The sequence below is a fragment of the Flavobacterium sp. N2038 genome, assembly GCF_025947185.1.
GTDB lineage: Bacteria > Bacteroidota > Bacteroidia > Flavobacteriales > Flavobacteriaceae > Flavobacterium.
In genome coordinates this window covers 1,201,054-1,215,780 of record NZ_CP110001.1, presented here as the reverse complement: position 1 = coordinate 1,215,780, position 14,727 = coordinate 1,201,054, and the positions used below count along the sequence as shown (strand labels likewise).

Below are 14,727 nucleotides of genomic sequence, written 5' to 3'. Positions count from 1 at the left end.
ACAAATCAACTCTTTAGTTGTAAATTTCATAAAAATTGAAGTTAAAAATGTGTAATAAATTATTATTAATACTTAATTTTGCGCCACAAAAAAACAACACTATTACAACTATATGAAAACAGATGCTTTTGCTTTAAGACACATTGGTCCAAGAGAAACAGATCTTCAACACATGTTACAGACAATTGGAGTTGAATCGATCGAACAACTTGTTTACGAAACCCTTCCAGATGACATCCGTTTAAAAGCACCTTTAAACTTAGATCCAGCGATGACGGAGTATGAATTTGCAAATCATATTCAGGAATTAGGAAAGAAAAATAAAGTATTCAAATCATATATTGGTTTGGGTTATCATCCAACTATCGTTCCGGCTCCAATTCAGAGAAATATCTTTGAAAACCCAGGATGGTATACAGCTTACACACCTTATCAGGCAGAAATTGCTCAAGGTCGTCTTGAAGCAATTTTAAATTTCCAGACTACTGTTATCGAATTAACAGGAATGGAAATTGCAAACGCTTCTTTACTTGATGAAGGTACTGCTGCTGCAGAAGCTATGGCGTTATTATTTGACGTTCGTACAAGAGATCAAAAGAAAAACAATACACACAAATTCTTCGTTTCTGAAGAAATTTTACCTCAAACTTTATCAGTTTTACAAACACGTTCGACTCCAATTGGAATTGAATTAGTTGTTGGAAACCACGAAACATTTGATTTTTCAAATGAATTTTTTGGAGCTATTTTACAATATCCAGGAAAATATGGTCAGGTAAACGATTACAGTGCTTTTGTTGCTAAAGCAAAAGAAAACGAAATCAAAGTTGCCTTTGCTGCAGATATTTTATCATTAGCTGCCTTAACTTCTCCGGGAGAAATGGGAGCAGCAGTAGTTGTTGGAACTTCACAACGTTTTGGTGTACCAATGGGTTACGGTGGTCCTCACGCTGCTTTTTTTGCAACTAAAGAAGAATACAAACGATCTATGCCAGGTCGTATTATTGGTGTTTCTATCGACGTAAATGGAAACCGTGCTTTACGTATGGCATTAGGAACCCGTGAGCAACACATTAAACGTGAAAAAGCAACTTCTAATATTTGTACAGCTCAGGTTTTATTGGCTGTTATGGCCGGAATGTATGCAGTTTACCACGGACCAAAAGGATTACAATACATTGCTAACAAAGTTCACGCATCGGCGGTTACTACTGCTGAAGCTTTAAATAAATTAGGAGTTTTCCAAACTAACACAGCTTACTTCGATACTATTTTGGTAAAAGCAGATGCTCAAAAAGTAAAAGCTGTAGCGGAGAAAAACGAAGTAAACTTCTTCTATGTTGATGCTGATACGATTTCTATTTCGTTCAACGAAACAACTTCAATTGCCGACATCAACCAAATTATTGCGATTTTTGCTGAGGCTTTAGGAAAAGAAACTTTTACGATTTCTGAATTAGCAACTGCAAGTCAATTACCTGCTTCATTAGAAAGAACATCTTCTTTCTTAACACATGATGTATTCAACAACCATCATTCAGAAAGTCAGTTAATGCGTTACATCAAAAAATTAGAGCGTAAAGATTTATCATTGAATCATTCAATGATTTCATTAGGTTCTTGTACGATGAAATTAAACGCAGCTTCAGAAATGTTGCCTTTATCAATGCCAAACTGGAACAGCATTCACCCGTTTGCACCAGTAGAGCAAGCTGAAGGTTATATCACGATGCTTAAAAAATTAGAGGAGCAATTAAATGTAATTACCGGATTTGCCGGAACAACATTACAGCCTAATTCAGGAGCTCAAGGAGAATATGCTGGTTTAATGGCGATTCGTGCTTACCATATGTCAAGAAACGAAGGTCACCGTAATGTATGTTTAATTCCTTCATCAGCCCACGGAACAAACCCTGCTTCTGCAGCTATGGCCGGAATGAAAATCATCGTTACTAAAACTACTCCGGAAGGAAACATTGATGTAGAAGATTTAAGAGAAAAAGCTATTGAACATAAAGATGATTTATCTTGTTTAATGGTTACTTATCCATCTACTCACGGAGTTTTCGAATCTTCTATTATTGAAATCACAAAATTAATCCACGAAAATGGCGGATTAGTATATATGGATGGTGCAAACATGAACGCACAAGTTGGATTAACAAATCCTGCTACAATTGGCGCTGACGTTTGTCACTTAAACTTACACAAAACATTCGCTATTCCTCACGGTGGTGGTGGACCTGGAGTTGGACCAATTTGTGTGAACGAAAAACTGGTTCCATTTTTACCAACAAACCCAATCTTAAAAGTAGGTGGCGAACAAGCTATTACAGCAATTTCATCTGCACCTTACGGATCAGCTTTAGTATGTTTAATTTCTTACGGATACATCACGATGATGGGTGCCGACGGATTAAAAAGTGCTACAGAACATGCTATTTTGAATGCTAACTATATGAAATCTCGTTTCGAAGGACACTACCCAATTCTTTATACTGGAGAATGTGGAAGAGCTGCTCACGAAATGATTTTAGATTGTCGTTCGTTTAAAGAAAACGGAATTGAAGTGGGTGATATCGCAAAACGTTTGATGGATTACGGTTTCCACGCTCCTACGGTTTCTTTCCCTGTAGCAGGAACTTTAATGATCGAACCAACAGAATCTGAAGATTTAGCAGAATTAGATCGTTTTTGTGATGCTCTTATCTCAATCAGAAAAGAAATTGAAGCTTCAACTGCCGATGATAAAAACAATGTATTGAAAAATGCACCGCACACATTGGCAATGTTAACTACAGATTCTTGGGATTTCCCTTATACCAGAGAAAAAGCAGCTTACCCATTAGAATACATCGCTGACAATAAATTCTGGCCATCAGTTCGTCGTGTAGATGATGCATACGGTGACAGAAACTTAGTTTGTAGCTGTGCTCCTATTGAAGCTTACATGGAAAACTAAAAAAATATTAAAAAAAACTTAAAAATGTCTCGATTCGTCGGGACATTTTTATTACTATTGTATAACAAACCAATTCTTACAATAGCCCCAAAATGAAAAAAATATTCTGCTTCATACTTTTATTGTATGTAGGCTTTATTAATTCACAAAATAAAAATTTCAAATATATTCCCGACAATAAGGACTCACTTGAAACTTATATCTCAAAAATCACAAACAACAAGATAAAAGCTTTTGATGCTGTAAATCAAAAAAAAGCAAAAGAAATACTTCTCGAAAGAAAAGAAGCTTTTCTAAAAAACATAAAAGACAGCACTTTTATTTTTGAGAAAAAAATTAATAAATATCTTCAAAGTATTTTAGCTGAAATCTACAAAGCAAATTCCCAAATTGATCATAATGATTTTTATTTTTTGATTAATAAATCATTGATTCCGAATGCTGCTTGTTATGGAAATGGTATCTTTACTGTAAACTTAGGATTGTTCAATCTTGCAGAAAGTGATGATGAAATTGCCTTTGTAATTTGTCATGAATTATCCCATTACATTTTAAAACATAATGACAATTCGCTACAGAATTATCTTAAAACAATAAATTCTAAAGAAGTTAAACAAAAAATCAACACAGCAACCAATTTAAAATATGGAAGACGAGCTGCTGTTGCTGAATTACTAAAGGATTTAAAATTCAACTTCATGAAACATAGTAGAACTGCTGAAATTCAGGCAGATTCTCTTGGTTTTGAATTATTCAATAAAACAAAGTACAATAAAGAAGCATCTGTCAATATGCTAAAAAAACTTGATTTATCTGACGAAATGTTTTTTAAAAACCCAACGAACTTAAAAGAAAATTTCACATTTACAGAATATCCTTTTAAAGATGTATGGATTGAGCAAGAAGATAAAATATTTGACACAAAAGAAAGTGTAAATGACTTTGCACTCAATAAGGATTCTACAAAAACACATCCTGATATCCCTTTACGAATAGAAAACATTTTACAGCATCATAAATTAACCTCAACAGCGGTAACTAAAGATGAATTACAATTAATTAAGAAGTTAATAGACGAAAACAGTCTGATAATCTACTCCGATAATCATAAACTTGATATTCTATTATATCAGTTGTTGTCTTTAAATGTAAGTGGAAAATTGGACAGTCAAACCTTTAATGTCACCATCACTTCATTACTTAAAAAAGTTTATCAGTTAAAAGAAAATCACAATTTCGGCAAATATGTAGAGCCAGTAAATGTGTTTTCTGAAGAAAAAAATCTCAATGAAGTAAGACTTTTCCTGAACAATATTGAACTAAAAAACATCCGCAAAATTGGTTATTATTTTTGCGTTAAAAACGAATCTCTTCTCGGAGGAAATATAGAATTTCAAGACAATTATACCTTTTTCAAAAAATTAAACCAAAATTAATCCTTATCAAAACATGAAAAAAAACAAAGTTATTACACTGGCAATAGTCTGTTTCTTAACAGTCCTTTCATTTGCTCAAACCAAAAAGATCGACGAAGTTAATACTTTTGTAGTAAAGAATTCTGGTGCCATCATGAACAAAGAAAATGATGTTGACGGATATTACTTTTTCTACCAACTGGATAAACTAAAAAATGGCGACCGTGAGTTTGCTATTAAAATTCTGGATAAGAATTTAACTGAAGTTGCTCAAAAAACTTACGTTGATAAGAAAAATACTTTTCTAATGAAAAGTAGTTTTAACAACCAGCAAATGATGTTTGCCCTTGCTAACTACAAGGAGAAAAAAATCAACTTATTAATGTTTGATAAAAAAGCAGAACAAATGCCTGCTATCGACATTCCATTAGAAAGTAAAGAAGTTCGTTATTTACAATATTTGCAACAAACTGGTGATTTTAATATTATTTTACCGGTCGAAAACAAAGGATTCCTTTTTAATAAATTAGAAGACAATAAAAAAATTGGATACTCTTTAAAATATTATCCAACTGACGGAGGAAAAGCTTGGGAGTACAACTCTCCTGAAGATTCGAAAGAAATTGTAATGATAAACCCTATCGAAGCAAACGACAAATATGTTGTTGCAATAGAAATGGCAAGAGCTAGTGCACTTTCTAGAAAAACAACAATTAGAACTAAGGTTTTAGACATTAATACCGGTACATTATTATTTGAAAAAGAATATAGTAAAAATAGTAAACCGAAATTAATCACAAATGCTTTCTTGGACAAAGACAGCAATCTTCTTTTAATGGGAGAATATTTCAAAGAAGGTGATAATATTTTTGATGACAAAAGTTTGGGTTTATCAACAGAAGTAATAGATGTAACAGGAAAAACTTTGGCTGAAAACTTTATAAGCTGGAAAGATGATGTCGCAAAAATCACAAAAACTGATGGTAACTATGTCCAAGATAAAGGATATATCTATTTTCATAATATAGTTAGAACCCAAAGCAATGAATATTATGCTATTGGTGAATTCTACAAAAGAACTGCAAGTGCGAGCGGAATTGCTATGGCTGCTTTAGGTGGAGGAAATAGTGTAACGCAACTTACAATTACTAATTCTGTCGTGTTTAAATTTAATTCAGATTTTAAATTACTTGGAATTCAGGAATTTGAAAAAGGAAAATCAAGAGCTCCTAGTTTAACAGATTTTGGAAGTCCGCAATTAAATGCCCATGCACTAAAATCTTACGGAGCATTTGATTATGAATATACACAAATTGACAAAAAGAATAATCGTTTTTACGCATGCTTTATAGATTATGAAAGAACTAAAGGAGAGAAAAACAAAAATGCTTTCAAGACTATTATTTATGATGAAGGTAAATTGTCTGAAGATAAAATCTATCTAGAAAATGAGAGTAAAGATTTTAGAGTATTACCAGCAAAAATTGGTAACGTATTATTATTAGAATACGACAAAAAATTAAAAAGCATAAATCTTCATCTGGAGAAGCTAAACATTAAATAATTTGAAAGAGCCACTTTAAAAGTGGCTCTTTTTTTTAGAAAAAAAACAATCCTGACACATTCTAAATCGTTTGAAATCTCAGTTAAATTAAAAAATCATTAAAAAATAAACAATATATCATTTAAAAAATCGTTATTCCACAATTATATGCGCGCATAGTATTTTTTATAGTGGTTATCATATTTTTATTTATACTTTAGCATGAAATATATTGGATAATTAAGGGCAAAATGAAAATAAAAATTATTGGCATTGGGAGCTACATTCCTAATTTAGAAGTAAAAAACACAGATTTTGACAAGCATATTTTTTTGAATGAAGATGGAACCCCTTTTGGTTATCCGAATGAAGTCGTAATAAAAAAATTTAAAGGTATTACGGGAATTGAAAATCGCCGTTATGCCGAACCTCAATATACAGCATCAGATTTAGCTTTTTTTGCTGCTCAAAAAGCAATTGTAAATGCCGGAATCGATGCCGAAACTTTAGACTACATTATTTTTGCCCATAATTTTGGTGACGTAAAAACCGGAACGCATCAAACTGATATTTTACCAAGTTTAGCAACAAGAGTTAAAAACAAATTGGGTATTAAAAACCCAAAATGTGTGGCTTATGATATTCTCTTTGGATGTCCGGGCTGGATTGAAGGAGTACTTCAGGCAAATGCTTTCATTAAATCCGGAATGGCAAAAAGAGTGATGGTAATTGGAGCTGAAACTTTATCAAGAGTTGTAGATGATCACGACCGTGATTCTATGATTTATTCTGATGGAGCCGGAGTTTCAATCTTAGATGCATCAACTGATGAATCTGGCTTGCTATCTTACGAAAGTGCTACTTTTGCAAATGAAGAAGCTAATTTCCTTTATTTTGGAAAATCGTACAATCCAGATTTAGATCCGGATATTAAATACATCAAAATGTATGGACGTAAGATTTACGAATTTGCTTTAAGCAATGTCCCATGTGCAATGAAAAGCTGTTTAGACAACAGTGGAATTTCAATTGATGAAGTAAAAAAGATTCTTATTCATCAGGCAAACGAAAAAATGGATGAAGCCATTATTGCCCGTTTTTACAAACTATACGACAAAACTCCTCCAAAAGACATTATGCCAATGAGTATTCATGATCTAGGAAACAGCAGTGTTGCAACGGTACCTACTTTATATGATTTGATTCTGCAAGGCAAAATTGAAAATCACGAAATCAACAAAGGCGATGTAATTATTTTTGCTTCTGTTGGAGCAGGAATGAACGTTAATGCATTTGTTTACAGATACTAATTAAAGTTGCTATATTTAGCTCAACCAACAGTTTGAGAACTGAAAACTGTGACTATTACCCGAAAACTAAAAAAGGTCCGCATCTTAAAAATGCGGACTTTTTAGTATATTTGCGCCTTTGCTGTTTAAAACATATATAATGTACGAAAAAACGTTTCCGAATAAAAGATTCAAACTTACTCTAGAATTTTTACAAAAACATATCAAAACATCTGAAACTATCCTTGATTTAGGAGTTGAAAATCCGTTTTCAAAAATCATGAAGGAAGCAGGATATTCAGTAAAAAACACTACTGGCGAGGATTTAGATTTAAATCAAGACAGTTTAAAAAATACAAATTCTGAGGTTGTAACTGCTTTTGAAATTTTCGAACATTTATTAAATCCGTTTACAATTCTAAACGAAATTAAATCAGATAAACTTTTAATTTCAATTCCGATGCGTTTATGGTTTTCTCCTGCTTATCGTTCAAAAACAGATATGTGGGACAGACATTATCATGAATTTGAAGACTGGCAACTGGACTGGCTTTTAGAAAAAACAGGCTGGAAAATCATCGACAGACAAAAATGGACAAACCCGGTTAAAAAATTTGGTTTAAGACCATTTTTACGCCGCTTTACAAACAGATATTATATCGTTTATGCGGAAAGAGCCTAAGAGCCAATTCCCAAAAACAGAAAACTCAAAAATAAAATTCCAAATTCCAATTTAAGTCTATTTTTAAAATTGGAATTTGGAATTTAAGCATTGTAATTTAACATGAGATATTACATCGTCATTCCCGCACACAACGAGCAAGATCTTATAGGTCTGACTTTGCAATCTTTGGTTTCGCAAACTGTTTTACCTGCAAAAATTGTCGTTGTAAATGATAATTCTACAGATAAAACAGAAGAAGTCGTTTTGGGATTTGCAAAAGAAAATCCGTTTATATCTATTGTAAACAAAACTTCAGATGCCATTCATATGCCGGGAAGTAAAGTTATTCAAGCCTTTCAAAAAGGTTTTGAAACTTTAGATTCAGAATATGATATTATTGTAAAAATAGATGGCGATTTAATTTTTCCAACTGATTATTTCGAAACCATAATCAAACATTTCAAATCAGACTCTAGAGTTGGAATGGTTGGTGGATTCTGCTATATTGATAAAAATGGCGAATGGATTCTGGAAAACCTAACCGATAAAGATCATATTCGCGGTGCTTTAAAAGCGTATCGCAAAGAAACATTTCAACAAATCGGAGGGTTAAAACCTGCAATGGGATGGGATACTGTAGATGAACTGCTTTGCAAATTTTATGACTGGAAAGTAGTTACAGACCAATCTTTACATGTAAAACACCTGAAACCAACTGGCGCTAATTACAACAAAACAGCTCGTTATAAACAAGGCGAGGCTTTTTATACTTTAGGATATGGTTTTTGGATTACGTCGATTGCTTCGGCAAAACTAGCGATGATGAAGAAAAAACCTTTCTTATTTTTTGACTATATCAAAGGATTTTTGAAAGCAAAAAAAGCAAAAACACCTTTATTAGTTACTCCTGAGCAAGCTAAATTTATAAGAAAGTACCGCTTTCAAAAAATGAAACAAAAATTAATTTGATTGGTAAAAAAGCCGAAAAACGGGAACCCATAACCCAAAACTCATAACTTATTTTTACCTTAGCCAATATTTGTAAAACTTATGATGCTAATTCGTTATTTATCCCAAATAGGGAGATATTTTTTAATGCTGAAAGAAATTTTCAATAAACAGACCAAATGGCCTGTCATGAAAAATTTAATTTTCAAAGAAATTGATGACCTTATTATTGACTCTCTTGGAATTGTTTGCTTTATATCTTTCTTTATTGGAGGAGTTGTTGCCATCCAGACTGCATTAAACTTAACTAATCCTTTAATCCCAAAATACTTAATTGGTTTTGCTACACGTCAATCTGTAATCCTGGAGTTTGCTCCTACTTTTATTTCGGTAATTATGGCCGGAAAAATGGGGTCTTACATTACTTCAAGTATCGGGACAATGCGTGTTACAGAACAAATTGATGCTCTAGAAGTTATGGGGGTTAACTCATTAAACTATCTTGTTTTTCCAAAAATAATAGCTTTACTAATGTATCCTTTTGTAATTGGAATTAGTATGTTCTTAGGTATTTTTGGAGGATGGCTTGCTTGCGCATATGGCGGATTTTCAACTAGTCAGGACTTTATTCAGGGTGCTCAAATGGAATTTATTCCTTTTCATATTACATATGCTTTTATTAAAACTTTAATTTTTGCAATGCTATTAGCTACAATTCCGTCATTTCACGGATATTACATGAAAGGTGGTGCACTAGAAGTTGGTAAAGCAAGTACGGTATCGTTTGTATGGACATCGGTTTGTATCATTCTTTTTAATTATATATTAACTCAATTATTATTAGGATAATGATCGAAGTAAAAAACATAGAAAAATCATTTGGTGACAGTAAAGTTTTAAAGGGGGTTTCAACCGTTTTTGAAACTGGAAAAACCAACTTGATTATTGGACAAAGTGGATCTGGAAAAACGGTTTTATTAAAAACGTTATTGGGAATTCACACGCCGGATTCAGGAACAATTGAATTTGACGGAAGAGTTTATTCTGATTTGACTCCGGAAGAAAAAAGAGAATTAAGAACTGAAATCGGAATGGTTTTTCAAGGAAGTGCTTTATTTGATTCTATGACCGTTGAAGAGAATGTTGCTTTTCCTTTAAAAATGTTCACCAACAACAACAAAGCAATAATTAAAGAACGTGTTGATTTTGTTTTAGAGAGAGTAAATCTGGTAGACGCACATAAAAAACTGCCTTCTGAAATTTCAGGAGGAATGCAAAAACGTGTTGCGATTGCCCGTGCGATTGTAAATAATCCAAAATATTTATTTTGTGACGAACCTAATTCAGGTCTGGATCCAAATACCTCAACCCTGATTGATAATTTGATTCAGGAGATCACAGAAGAATACAACATTACAACTGTAATTAATACTCACGATATGAACTCTGTGATGGAAATTGGAGAGAATATCGTATTCTTAAAAAAAGGATTGAAAGCCTGGCAGGGAACCAAAGAAGAAATCTTCAGAACAGATAACAAAGACATTGTTAAATTTGTTTACTCTTCAAACTTATTCAAAAAAGTAAGAGAAGCGTATTTGAAGGGCTAAAAGTCTTAAAATCCAAAAATATAAAAATCCAAATTCCAATACTAATGCAGTTGGAATTTGGATTTTTTTTATTGAGTTTTTTTGTATGGGATTGGAATTTGGGATTTTTTTTATTGAAATTTCATTCCAGAATCCGGGATTCTTTATTGTACTTTATTTGTATTTACCAATTCTACCTCAGCGTTTGGATTAAAAAGATACGTTTTTCCAGAACTTATTTCGATGCATTCAAAACGTTTGGTTCTAACAGCCAGTTTCTTAAAAATCTTCCCATTGTTAATTCTGAAAACACTTCCATACGGAATTTCAAAAATATAATTTTTATCATTTTCCTTATCAAACTGTTTCAGAGCCAATGATAAAGTTGTATCTGTATCACTGCTTGCAGAAGGGTTTTTAAAATGTCTTGCCAACAATGGTAATAATTGACTAGGAAATATCTCTGGCCTAATAAAAGGCACCATTAAACGCTGAAAAGAATACTTCCATTCATTTCCGTGCGGTTTAATATTTCGTCCAAATTTTTCAAAAGCAACCAAATGTGCAATCTCATGAATCAGTGTAATCAGGAACCTGTACTTATTCAAACTTGCATTAACCGTTATTTCATGTTTACCAGTATGCCCACGTCTGTAATCGCCATGACGCGTTTGGCGCTCATTTACGATTTTAAGATGAACCTGATTGGCAACAATCAAATCAAAAACAGGCTTTACAGCATGCTCCGGAATATATTTGGCTAATGTATCGCTCAAAATAATTATGAATTATGAGTTACTTTTTGATGTGATTATAATACTCTTGATAATTTTTAAAACCTCATTGCATTGTTGATGCATTGATTCAAACTCATTCTTAGAAATAAAATTTGTTCCGTTTAGAATTTCCAACCAATACATTGACTCATCACATTCTTTTTGAGAAATGGATAATTTATGAATAAAATCAGCTCTACTTTGTGCGTTTACAGCTTCACGAACATTTGCACCTACAGAAGTAACAGAACGCAAAAATTGCTTACTCATTATAAATTCTTTCTTTTCAGCAACTAACCATTTATAAAAATTAACACCTCTAATAGCTAATTCAAAACTTTTGGTTTTTACAATACTCTCACTCATAATTCATAACTCATAATTTATAACTAACTAAGGATTCGTTGAAGAAACCTCCAATACTTTTCCATTAAAATATTTATTTCCGTTAAGAGTAAAATCATAAATGTAAGTTGCCATTCCTTCTGCAGAAATTGGTGCCTGATAACCTGGGAAAGCTTCATTTAGCATTTCGGTTTGTACAGAACCTAAGGCTAAAACATTAAACGAAATACCTCGTTCCTTATATTCCTCTGCAAGCAATTCTGTCAAAGTAATTACCGCACCTTTACTTGAACTATAAGCTGCTAAACCTGCAAATTTCAAACTTCCTCTTACCCCGCCGATTGAACTAATGGTTACAACGTGACTCCCCTTTTGTAAATACGGAAGACAAATTCTGGTAAGATTTGCAACTGCAAATACATTCACCTTATAAATACTTTCAAAATCAGCTTGCGTTGTTTCTGCAAAAGGCTTCAATAATAAAGCTCCGGCGTTATGCACAACCGCATCAACTTTTTTCCAGGTTGAAGAAAGAAAATGATCTACTTCTTCCAAAGATTTTTCATCTGCCAAATCAATAGACAGACAGGTTATATTTTGATGTTCTAAAAGTGCTTTTGGTGTTTTTCTGGAAATAGCTAAAACCTGATTTCCGGCATTTGCAAATTGCAAGGCCAGTTCATAACCAATTCCTCTACTCGATCCTGTAACAATAATATTTTTCATGCAGCAAAAATAAGCAAAACCAAAATTATAGCTCTATTATTTCTTCATTGTAATTTCTTGTGTCGGCGAACTCGCAATACGTGTTACAGCCGGAAGTAACTCCTGAGTAAATGAAGTAATATGTGCAGTATCCATTAGCTTAAATTCATCCGAAACATGGTGATAAAAATCAAAATTCTCAAAATCAAATGTACTTATAGATTGACACGGTTTTCTGAAAGCTTCAAAAAAAGAGTAATTATCAGATCTGTAAAACAATTCATATTCTGCTTCTTTTGGCAAAAACCCGATCGTATTTTTACCCGTATATTCATTTATTTTCGCAGCCATATTAGATTTATCAAATCCGGTTATATATGCAAGATAATCGCGTTTCATAGGAACTCCTATCATTTCGATATTCAACTGAGTATATAAATTAAAATTTTTCTTTTTAAGTTTCTCCACCAGACTCTTAGACCCTAACAGTCCTTTTTCTTCTCCGGCAAAAAACACAACCAGAATACTTCGTTTATTTGATTTTGTTTCTGCAAAATATTTAGCCATTTGAGCAACTGCAGTTACTCCGGATGCATCGTCGTTTGCTCCGTTATTAATAACATCTGCTTGTTGCTTTTTTTCTAAACCAATGTGATCATAGTGAGCACTCAAAACAACATATTCATTTTTAAGTACCGGATCTGTTCCTTCTATTACTCCAACAATATTGAACGCAGACGGTTCAAAATTGGTCAAAGTATCACGGTACGTTTTAAAATAAGGCTTTACATTATTCTTCTTTAAGAAATTTTCTAAAAACACGGCGGCTTTTTCAATTCCTTTTGTTCCGGTTTCACGCCCTTCTAATTCATCTGACGAAAGGTATTTTAAGAAATCTGAAACATCTGTTTGCGAGACCTGATAAGTAATCTTAGTAGATTGTTCACTTGTATTCGATGTTTTTTCAGCTACTGTCGAATTATTGGATTTACAACCGAACATTACAAAAGGAAGAAGAAAGTATAGTTTTCTCATAAAATGAAAGCTTGATTTTATAAAATTGAATATTGATTTATATAATTATCTGTCTGAAAAGTAACAAAAAAAAATTAAAAAACCCTTTCGAAGCTAAAAAAGCTGAAAGGGTTTTCTCTGTATTTTAATAAAGGGCAATGTTTATCCCGCAATAACTGATCTTGAAATTACAATTTTTTGAATTTCTGAAGTTCCTTCATAAATCTGAGTAATTTTTGCATCACGCATAAAACGCTCTACATGATACTCTTTTACATAACCATTTCCTCCGTGAATCTGAACCGCTTCTACAGCTGTGTCCATTGCCACTTGCGAAGCAAATAATTTTGCCATTGCACCACTCACATCATAGTTTTTATGTTGGTCTTTATCCCAAGCTGCTTTCATACACAAGTGACGAGCTGCTTCGATATTAACTGCCATATCTGCCAATTTAAAAGCAATTGCCTGATGATTGCAGATTTCAGTTCCAAAAGCTTTACGCTCTTTTGAATATTTCAATGCCAATTCATAAGCTCCTGAAGCAATTCCTAAAGCCTGAGAAGCAATTCCGATACGTCCTCCGGCAAGTGTTTTCATTGCAAACTTAAATCCGAAACCGTCTTCTCCAATTCTATTTTCTTTTGGAACTTTTACATCACTAAACATTAAAGAGTGTGTATCAGAACCACGAATCCCCATTTTTTGCTCTTTTGGACCGATAGAAAAACCTGGCATATCTTTGGTCATAATCAAAGCATTGATTCCTTTATGTTTTAATTCAGGATGCGTTTGTGCAATCACTAAATAAACTGAAGCTGTATTTCCGTTGGTAATCCAGTTTTTTGTTCCGTTTACCAGATAATGATCTCCCATATCAACTGCAGTCGTTTTTTGAGAAGTTGCATCACTTCCGGCTTCCGGCTCGCTTAAACAAAATGCACCATGAATTTCACCTGAAGCTAATCCCGGTAAATATTTTTGTTTCTGTTCTTCAGTACCAAATTCCTGTAGACCCCAACAAACTAATGAATTATTAACAGACATTACTACAGAAGCTGATGCATCAACTTTAGAAATTTCTTCCATTGCAATTACGTATGAAATTGCATCCAGTCCACTTCCTCCATATTTAGGATCAACCATCATTCCCATGAAGCCTAATTGCCCCATTTTTTTTATTTGTTCGGTTGGAAAAATTTGTTTCTCGTCGCGTTCAATAACTCCAGGTAACAATTCGTTTTGAGCAAAATCTCTAGCGGCTTGTTGAATCATTAAATGCTCTTCAGTTAGATTAAAATCCATAGTCTTCTTAGTTTTATTGTTTTTTGATAACCAAAATCGAAAACTTTGTTATCAGAGATGTTTTTGGTTGTTTTTTTAATTATTCTTTTTAAAAAAGGCTCCCAAAGATAATTTTTATAACTCAAATTAACAATGCATGCATATAAAATTAATAGATCAGCAATAATTACGA

General features: G+C 32.9%; 13 protein-coding genes. 8 read left to right on the top strand and 5 right to left on the bottom strand.

All coding sequences use genetic code 11. From position 1 onward, the window contains the following. Nucleotides 1–112: 112 nt before the first annotated feature. The 8 genes from gcvP to OLM51_RS05370 all read left to right on the top strand — a co-directional run bounded on the left by gcvP (nt 113) and on the right by OLM51_RS05370 (nt 10,431). Entirely contained in the window at nt 113–2,962 is a 2,850-nt protein-coding gene (gene gcvP, locus OLM51_RS05405; RefSeq protein ID WP_264553359.1) for an aminomethyl-transferring glycine dehydrogenase, read from the top strand. Nucleotides 2,963–3,054: 92 nt separating this feature from the next. Further along, nucleotides 3,055–4,398: a M48 family metallopeptidase gene (locus tag OLM51_RS05400; RefSeq protein ID WP_264553358.1), complete on the top strand. Its 1,344-nt coding sequence runs from the start codon at nt 3,055–3,057 to the stop codon at nt 4,396–4,398. Nucleotides 4,399–4,411: 13 nt separating this feature from the next. Beyond that, nucleotides 4,412–5,941, top strand: coding sequence for a DUF6770 family protein (locus tag OLM51_RS05395; protein WP_264553357.1), 1,530 nt, complete (start codon nt 4,412–4,414; stop codon nt 5,939–5,941). Nucleotides 5,942–6,171: 230 nt separating this feature from the next. Further along, nucleotides 6,172–7,230, top strand: coding sequence for a 3-oxoacyl-ACP synthase III family protein (locus OLM51_RS05390; protein ID WP_264553356.1), 1,059 nt, complete (start codon nt 6,172–6,174; stop codon nt 7,228–7,230). 139 nt (nt 7,231–7,369) lie between these two features. After that, nucleotides 7,370–7,891: a methyltransferase gene (locus OLM51_RS05385; protein WP_264553355.1), complete on the top strand. Its 522-nt coding sequence runs from the start codon at nt 7,370–7,372 to the stop codon at nt 7,889–7,891. Between the two features lie 102 nt (nt 7,892–7,993). Beyond that, nucleotides 7,994–8,842: a glycosyltransferase family 2 protein gene (locus OLM51_RS05380; protein WP_264553354.1), complete on the top strand. Its 849-nt coding sequence runs from the start codon at nt 7,994–7,996 to the stop codon at nt 8,840–8,842. Nucleotides 8,843–8,923: 81 nt separating this feature from the next. Beyond that, nucleotides 8,924–9,670: an MlaE family ABC transporter permease gene (locus tag OLM51_RS05375; RefSeq protein ID WP_264553353.1), complete on the top strand. Its 747-nt coding sequence runs from the start codon at nt 8,924–8,926 to the stop codon at nt 9,668–9,670. Then, a complete protein-coding gene (locus tag OLM51_RS05370; RefSeq protein ID WP_264553352.1) occupies nt 9,670–10,431 on the top strand; it encodes an ABC transporter ATP-binding protein in 762 nt (253 codons plus the stop codon). The genes OLM51_RS05375 and OLM51_RS05370 overlap by 1 nt, the downstream gene beginning before the upstream one ends. A 143-nt stretch (nt 10,432–10,574) precedes the next feature. Here OLM51_RS05370 and OLM51_RS05365 read toward each other — a convergent pair whose 3' ends face one another. From OLM51_RS05365 to OLM51_RS05345, 5 genes are all read right to left on the bottom strand, one after another. Beyond that, nucleotides 10,575–11,186 carry a SprT-like domain-containing protein gene (locus OLM51_RS05365; RefSeq protein ID WP_264553351.1) on the bottom strand — a complete coding sequence of 204 codons (612 nt, stop codon included), beginning with the start codon at nt 11,184–11,186 and terminating at the stop codon, nt 10,575–10,577. A 12-nt stretch (nt 11,187–11,198) separates the two neighbouring features. Next, nucleotides 11,199–11,552 carry a four helix bundle protein gene (locus OLM51_RS05360; protein WP_264553350.1) on the bottom strand — a complete coding sequence of 118 codons (354 nt, stop codon included), beginning with the start codon at nt 11,550–11,552 and terminating at the stop codon, nt 11,199–11,201. 27 nt (nt 11,553–11,579) lie between these two features. After that, on the bottom strand, nt 11,580–12,257 hold the full coding sequence (locus OLM51_RS05355; RefSeq protein WP_264553349.1) for an SDR family NAD(P)-dependent oxidoreductase: 678 nt from the start codon (nt 12,255–12,257) through the stop codon (nt 11,580–11,582). A 36-nt stretch (nt 12,258–12,293) separates the two neighbouring features. After that, nucleotides 12,294–13,271: a M20/M25/M40 family metallo-hydrolase gene (locus OLM51_RS05350; RefSeq protein ID WP_264553348.1), complete on the bottom strand. Its 978-nt coding sequence runs from the start codon at nt 13,269–13,271 to the stop codon at nt 12,294–12,296. 141 nt (nt 13,272–13,412) lie between these two features. After that, nucleotides 13,413–14,555, bottom strand: coding sequence for an acyl-CoA dehydrogenase (locus tag OLM51_RS05345; protein WP_213258801.1), 1,143 nt, complete (start codon nt 14,553–14,555; stop codon nt 13,413–13,415). Nucleotides 14,556–14,727: the final 172 nt, after the last annotated feature.

Excerpts from the sequence above, each read along its gene's own strand:
- gcvP (WP_264553359.1), top strand. The coding sequence starts at position 113 with ATGAAAACAGATGCTTTTGCTTTAAGACACATTGGTCCAAGAGAAACA.
- OLM51_RS05400 (WP_264553358.1), top strand. The coding sequence starts at position 3,055 with ATGAAAAAAATATTCTGCTTCATACTTTTATTGTATGTAGGCTTTATT.
- OLM51_RS05395 (WP_264553357.1), top strand. The coding sequence starts at position 4,412 with ATGAAAAAAAACAAAGTTATTACACTGGCAATAGTCTGTTTCTTAACA.
- OLM51_RS05390 (WP_264553356.1), top strand. The coding sequence starts at position 6,172 with ATGAAAATAAAAATTATTGGCATTGGGAGCTACATTCCTAATTTAGAA.
- OLM51_RS05385 (WP_264553355.1), top strand. The coding sequence starts at position 7,370 with ATGTACGAAAAAACGTTTCCGAATAAAAGATTCAAACTTACTCTAGAA.
- OLM51_RS05380 (WP_264553354.1), top strand. The coding sequence starts at position 7,994 with ATGAGATATTACATCGTCATTCCCGCACACAACGAGCAAGATCTTATA.
- OLM51_RS05375 (WP_264553353.1), top strand. The coding sequence starts at position 8,924 with ATGATGCTAATTCGTTATTTATCCCAAATAGGGAGATATTTTTTAATG.
- OLM51_RS05370 (WP_264553352.1), top strand. The coding sequence starts at position 9,670 with ATGATCGAAGTAAAAAACATAGAAAAATCATTTGGTGACAGTAAAGTT.
- OLM51_RS05360 (WP_264553350.1), bottom strand. The coding sequence starts at position 11,552 with ATGAGTGAGAGTATTGTAAAAACCAAAAGTTTTGAATTAGCTATTAGA.
- OLM51_RS05355 (WP_264553349.1), bottom strand. The coding sequence starts at position 12,257 with ATGAAAAATATTATTGTTACAGGATCGAGTAGAGGAATTGGTTATGAA.
- OLM51_RS05350 (WP_264553348.1), bottom strand. The coding sequence starts at position 13,271 with ATGAGAAAACTATACTTTCTTCTTCCTTTTGTAATGTTCGGTTGTAAA.
- OLM51_RS05345 (WP_213258801.1), bottom strand. The coding sequence starts at position 14,555 with ATGGATTTTAATCTAACTGAAGAGCATTTAATGATTCAACAAGCCGCT.